Source organism: Bacillus sp. (in: firmicutes), from assembly GCA_017656295.1.
Lineage (GTDB): Bacteria > Bacillota > Bacilli > Bacillales > JACDOC01 > JACDOC01.
The window spans coordinates 212645-218644 of sequence record JACDOC010000004.1; the positions used below are offsets into that span (position 1 = coordinate 212645).

The 6000-nt window shown below is 45.8% G+C and carries 6 protein-coding genes and 1 pseudogene; 2 read left to right on the forward strand and 5 right to left on the reverse strand.

Translation table 11 applies throughout. From position 1 onward, the window contains the following. Positions 1-144 precede the first annotated feature (144 nt). The 5 genes and pseudogenes from hypF to hypD all read right to left on the reverse strand — a co-directional run bounded on the left by hypF (position 145) and on the right by hypD (position 5293). Complete coding sequence (gene hypF / locus H0Z31_06390) at positions 145-2415, reverse strand: carbamoyltransferase HypF (GenBank protein ID MBO8177070.1); 2271 nt, start codon at positions 2413-2415, stop codon at positions 145-147. Between the two features lie 10 nt (positions 2416-2425). Then, the gene (locus H0Z31_06395) at positions 2426-2671 is read right to left on the reverse strand and encodes a glutathione S-transferase N-terminal domain-containing protein (GenBank protein ID MBO8177071.1); all 246 of its coding nucleotides are present in this window, start codon (positions 2669-2671) and stop codon (positions 2426-2428) included. 54 nt (positions 2672-2725) lie between these two features. Then, on the reverse strand, positions 2726-3760 hold the full coding sequence (hypE, locus tag H0Z31_06400) for a hydrogenase expression/formation protein HypE (GenBank protein MBO8177072.1): 1035 nt from the start codon (positions 3758-3760) through the stop codon (positions 2726-2728). A 35-nt stretch (positions 3761-3795) separates the two neighbouring features. Further along, entirely contained in the window at positions 3796-4482 is a 687-nt protein-coding gene (locus tag H0Z31_06405; protein ID MBO8177073.1) for a sulfite exporter TauE/SafE family protein, read from the reverse strand. A gap of 19 nt (positions 4483-4501) precedes the next feature. Then, a pseudogene (gene hypD / locus H0Z31_06410) lies at positions 4502-5293 on the reverse strand (hydrogenase formation protein HypD). A 58-nt stretch (positions 5294-5351) separates the two neighbouring features. Here hypD and H0Z31_06415 point away from each other — a divergent pair. Both H0Z31_06415 and H0Z31_06420 read left to right on the forward strand, forming a co-directional pair. Beyond that, entirely contained in the window at positions 5352-5651 is a 300-nt protein-coding gene (locus H0Z31_06415) for a helix-turn-helix domain-containing protein (protein ID MBO8177074.1), read from the forward strand. A gap of 191 nt (positions 5652-5842) precedes the next feature. Beyond that, positions 5843-6000: hypothetical protein (locus H0Z31_06420; protein ID MBO8177075.1), on the forward strand; the 158-nt coding region annotated here is incomplete at its 3' end.

Sequence of the window (6000 nt, forward strand, 5' to 3'; positions counted from 1 at the left end):
TCGATTGAAAAAAATTAAAAAAGCTCGCTGTGGCATACCAGCGAGCTTCAGTTAAAAATAGTTAACATTTTTCTGTAAATAATAGTAAACATCCAAGAGTTTATATTTCCGCAAATGATAGTCCAAAATTTGGTAACTTCAATGTCATAACGTCTTAGCTTTCAAATGCGTTGCCGCCACAAGTGCAGCCTGCCCGAGACTAATGCCACCATCGTTAGGTGGAACTTCCTTGCCGATCCATACGGTCATATCGCTTCCAAGAAACAACTCCTTCAAGTCAGATAACAATAGTGAATTTTGAAATACACCACCGGATAACACAACGGTATCAATTCCATAGGTCGCTCCTAAAGAACGTACACTTTTAAATACGCCTTCAGCGACGCTTCGATGAAAGGCGCGAGCTATAATCGCCACATCTATACCATTCAAGCGGTCTTCCACCATTTCCTTCAAAAGAGGACGGTAGTCTAGCTCTTTTCTGTTCCACGGAAATGGATATACCTTCTCTAATGGAGCTGTACGTGCTAAATGCTCCAGCCAAATGGCTGCCTGACCTTCAAATGAAATAGCGTCAGTAAATCCTAAAAGGGCAGCCGCTGCATCAAACAATCGTCCGACAGACGTCGTAGGAAACGTGCGCAATCGTTTTTCGACCATCTTTACTGCAGTGAAAAACCGTTCAGGAAGCGAAAGTCGCTTTCCAACGTTTATTGCCAATTCCGGCACATCTCCAAAGAAACCAGCTAACGCTTGAAGCGGAACTCGAGCTGCCGCATCCCCGCCAGGAAGCATGGCATAACGAAGATGTCCACATCGTTCGAATCCTTTTACAATGCTTCCTACAAACAGTTCTCCTCCCCAGATTGCTCCATCATCCCCAAATCCGGTGCCATCGAACGCAACACCAACCACTTGTTTTTCGAAAGCGTTTCGCTCAGCCAGCACAGTCGCCACATGAGCGCGGTGATGCTGAATGCCAATATGTTGATAGGCTTCTAGACTGTGAGCAAAGGAAGTAGAACGATAATCAGGATGAAAATCGTACGCTACAGTCGTTTCCTTTAATTGAACATCATACATCGACAGAAGATCGCGGACCGTTTGTTCAAATGATATATATGCTTCGTATTTCATCAAATCTCCTAAATGCTGGCTCATGATTGCCTGTCCATTGACCACTAATGCGACAGTATTTTTCAAATCAGATCCGAGCGCAAGAATTGGCCGGTTGCTGGGAAGATGTGCAACAGGAAGCGGCGCATACCCCCTCGCCCGCCGAAGCACGATATTCCCAAAAGGGCTGACGCGAACGACAGAATCATCAACACGGCGGGCAATTGGACGCTCCCCAATGAGCCACGCGTCAGCAATACCTTCAAGCCCCTTGATTACTTCTTCATCTTTATAAATAATCGGTTCACTAGAACGGTTAGCACTCGTCATGACGAGCACTTGCGGAGCATCGAAATGAAACAGCAAATGATGGAGAGGGGTGTATGGAAGCATCACCCCTAAATCGGAATTATCAGGAGCTACTCCCGAAAGTTGTCGATGCGCCCGTGCTAACACGATGGGACGGGCGGAAGATGTAAGGAGTTTTTCTTCTTCTGCTGATATATCAATCAAGGTCCTTGCCGTCTCAATGTCTTTCACCATCAAGGCAAACGGTTTTGCGTCGCGGAGCTTCCTCCTTCTAAGCTCCCATACTACTTTTTCGTTTTCAGCATCACACGCCAAATGATAACCGCCGATCCCTTTAATTGCGACGATGTGACCGGAACGAAGGAGATCTGCCGTTTTTTTAATCGCTTTTTCATCACTATGTATTTCTCCTTCCCACCACCGCAAATAATAATGAGGGCCACATTCGGGGCAGGCAGTTGGCTGTGCATGAAACCGGCGATCTGCCGGCGCATAATATTCAGTTGAACAAGCTAGACACATAGGCCACGCGTGCATCGTCGTATATGGACGATCGTATGGAAGACCTTTGATTACGGTATAGCGTGGACCGCAATCCGTACAATTGATGTAAGGATAAAGATAACGGCGGTTAACAGGTTCGAACATTTCGGATAAACATGCTGAACAAACTGTAAGATCAGCAGGAATTTGCACCGTAGGACGATCATGGCGTGTGCTTTCCAAAATTTCGAAATCAGACGCTCCTTGTATTGCTGCATCGTTGATTACTAGCTTAGTTATTTTGGCTGAAGCAGGGGGATGTTTGGTAAGTTCTTGAACAAATTGTTTGACAGCTGCCGCTTCCCCTTCCGCATGTATCTCTACTCCGCTTTCTCCGTTGCGCACCCATCCGCTAAGCTTCCATCGGTTTGCTAGACGAAAAACAAAGGGACGAAAACCAACCCCTTGTACAACACCAGAGATGTGAATACGTTGCGCAATTTTCATGATGTATCACCTACTTTATCTCTTCAGAAGATGGAGGTGCAACAATGCATCCGCGTCCGCTAACCCCAATTTGGATTACTCTCCTATCTTCGACTAAGACAGGAACCGTGCGTCCCCCCGTCAATGCAATGAGCTGTTTTAACGCTTTTTGATCTTCTTCCACATCATACTCGACAAATTCTTCTCCGTCCCATAGTAAACTTTCTCGCAATTCCCTCGTATAAGGACATCCTTTCGCCCCAAAGAGTTCCAGCATCTTGATTCACATCCTCCATAGAGAGATTATTTAATAACAATTCTCCATACTCTATTAGCAGATGCGTGGCAACGGGTCACCGATAAGCATATCGATCATTCGCGTACCTCCATACTGTGAGCGAGCCAGAACCACTTTATTTGGTTCTGATTGTATTTCACCGATGCGCTTTGCATCTTCTCCGCCAGGTACGCTTCGAAGCGTTTTTAATGCGATATCGGCGTATTCCGGTGAAACCACAGCGAGAAACTGTCCTTCATTGGCAATATGAAGGGGGTCCAATCCTAAAATTTCACAGGCACCGCGTACTGCCGGGCGTACAGGAATCGCCTCTTCATCGAGCATAACAGCCACCTGAGCATCCCGTGCTAATTCGTTCAATGCCGTAGCAACCCCGCCGCGGGTTGGGTCTCGTAACCATCGTAACCCCGGTGCCGCTGCTTCAATAATCGCCGATACAAACGGCCAAAGTGGACGCGTATCGGAAGTGAGATCGGCTTCCAAATCCAGTTCCCCTCTAGCTAATAGAACGGTAATCCCATGGTCTCCAATCGGACCAGATAAAATCACTTGGTCACCCGGTTGAACGTTTTTCGAAGAAAGAGAAACACGCGGATCGGTAAGGCCGATCCCAGCAGTAGTGATGAACAGACCGTCCGCTTTTCCGTGCTCCACTACTTTCGTATCGCCCCCTACCACAGGCACTCCAGCGCGTTTAGCTGCCTTTGCGATAGCTGCCGCTTCCCTTTCCAGCTCCGCTGTCGCCAACCCCGCTTCTAAAATAAGGGTAGTCACCAACGCCAGCGGTTTGGCTCCCCCCATCGCTAAATCGTTTATCGTTCCATTGACGGCAACTTCGCCAATGGACCCTCCTGGAAAGACACGCGGATTGACAACGAAGCTATCTGCCGTAAACGCTAATCGGCGCCCATCTATATCAATATATGACGCGTCACTTAATTCAATCGGCTTGTCCCCCATCATATAAGGAACTAATAGCCCTTCAATTAGTCTTCGGCTAGCTTTCCCACCGGCGCCATGAGCCAATTCAATGTAAGAATCAGAAAATTGTACTTTGGTAGTCTTCATATCCGTTCCTTCCTTTCTTCTTGATGCTATGATGATTAAAGTAGTTCAGACCAAATCTCCCAAAGCATATAACTACCGAAAAATAAACTGATGAACCCTGCTATTCCCTGAATTCGAAACCGTATCGTGTTTCTCTTCGCTACCATCGTAAGAGCCGGCGCAGCGATGAATAATGTCATTGCAAACATCCCAAGAACCGTTCCTAAACCAAAGACCAAAAGCCAAGAGATCGCCATTTCTATGCTTGGTGAAGCTTGCATGGCGAGTACAGCGACAGCGCCGCTTCCCGCAAGACCATGCACAAGGCCGAAGCCGAAAGTAATCCATTGTCTACGCTCTAATTTCAGCGTCGGGTGGCGATGGCCTGGGCGATGAAAATGCGCGTGAATCGTTTCATCATGCGAATGAACGTCAAAATGGACACGTTTTTTCATCAATTTCCAAAGCGTTGTTCCACCGAGCAAGATAAGAAGAATCCCTACTCCTGTGTCAACAAAGCTTTCAAACACCAGAGGAATTTCTAAATGAAAGATTATTAACGGCAGTCCAACAAAAGCGATTGGAATTATGTGACCTATCCCCCAAATAAAACCAAGCCAGGCCGCAGGCCAAAGTCTTCGTTCTTCGGAGACAAGAGTCGAAACAGCTACGACATGATCCGGGTCTAATGAATGACGAACCCCAAGAAAAAGAGCTACACCCAGCATTAAAAGCCAGTCCATAAAATTATCCCCTTTCTTTTTACTTACCCGCTGCCCCTTGCAAATGAACGTAATGGTAATAGGCAGCGCATGCCCCTTCCGATGACACCATGAGAGCTCCTACAGGATGTTCCGGAGTGCATTCTTTGCCAAACAGTTTGCATTGATGTGGTTTTAACAAACCTTTTAATACATCGCCACATTGTGCCATTTGCGGATCGTTTACCCGAGTTCCCCCGACTTGGAAACGAACCTCCGCATCCCACTTGGCGAATTCAGGACGCAATTTTAGCGCAGACTGAGAAATCGTACCAAGTCCTCTCCATTCGAAAAGAGGTCGAACTTCAAATACTTCCTTCATTACGTCAAGTGCCGAAATATTTCCTTCGGATGGAACGACACGACTATATTGATTTTCTACATCAAACCGCCCTTCCTTCATTTGTTTCACAAGCATAAGAATCGATTGCAATAAATCTAGCGGTTCAAAACCAGAGATGACTATTGGTTTTCGGTATTTTTTCGCGATAAATTCATAAGGATGGGCTCCGATTACCGATGAAACATGACCAGGTCCAATAAACCCATCAATGTACATATCAGGAGAATCCAAAATCGCCTGTATCGCCGGGACAATTAAGACATGATTAGAAAAAACGAAAAAATTGGACACATCCAGTTCACGAGCGCGCATCAGCGTCAATGCCGTTGACGGGGCGGTTGTTTCAAAACCAATTGCAAATAGCACAACTTGCCGATCAGGATGATCCATTGCGATTTTTAGTGCATCTAAAGGAGAATAAACCATACGGATATCGTGAACTGCACCCCTTAAAGTAGAGGTTGAAAAACCCCCTAATGGGCAACATTTACTTTAAGGGGTGATTTTTATGGCCAAAAAAGGGCAGAAGTTCCAAATATACACATTTGAAATGAAATTGGAAGCAGTAAAAATGAAAGAAGCTGGTTATACGAATGCTCAAATTAACGAAAAACTCGGCATAAAAGACAAAGACCGCTTGAAAGTATGGTGGAGAAAATATAAGAAAGATGGAGAAGCTGGTTTAATCGATAGAAGGGGCAGACGGAAAGAATATAAGGATCAAGATCGTTATGTTAGAAAATTAGAAATGGAGAATGCAATCCTAAAAAAGTATCTGGAGATTTTGAACAAGGAGGGAAGAAAATAAGGTTCCAGATAGTCGATCAATTCAGAGAAGATTACACAATAGAGGAACTATGCACGTTTCTAAAAGTATCCGTTTCAGGCTATTACAAGTACAAAAAGACTGCAGGTATTCAGAGAGACTCCTGGCTGAGCATGGCTTGAAATATGAACGGAACTATTGCATTTCCACGAAGGAACATTACCAAACGGAGAATGCACGCCAAGAGGCGGAAACTGCAAGCCGAGTGCCGGAAAGTGCAAGCTCAGTGTCGTAAAGTGCAAGCCAAGAAGCGGGAAGTGCAAGCCAAGAAGCGAGAAGTGCAAGCCAAGAAGCGAGAAGTGCAAGCCAAGAAGCGAGAAGTGCAAGCCAA

What these genes read in the sequence shown, in the direction of transcription:
- H0Z31_06395 (MBO8177071.1), bottom strand. Translation starts at nt 2,671, where the DNA reads ATGCTGGAACTCTTTGGGGCGAAAGGATGTCCTTATACGAGGGAATTG.
- hypE (MBO8177072.1), bottom strand. Translation starts at nt 3,760, where the DNA reads ATGAAGACTACCAAAGTACAATTTTCTGATTCTTACATTGAATTGGCT.
- hypF (MBO8177070.1), bottom strand. Translation starts at nt 2,415, where the DNA reads ATGAAAATTGCGCAACGTATTCACATCTCTGGTGTTGTACAAGGGGTT.
- H0Z31_06415 (MBO8177074.1), top strand. Translation starts at nt 5,352, where the DNA reads ATGGCCAAAAAAGGGCAGAAGTTCCAAATATACACATTTGAAATGAAA.
- H0Z31_06405 (MBO8177073.1), bottom strand. Translation starts at nt 4,482, where the DNA reads ATGGACTGGCTTTTAATGCTGGGTGTAGCTCTTTTTCTTGGGGTTCGT.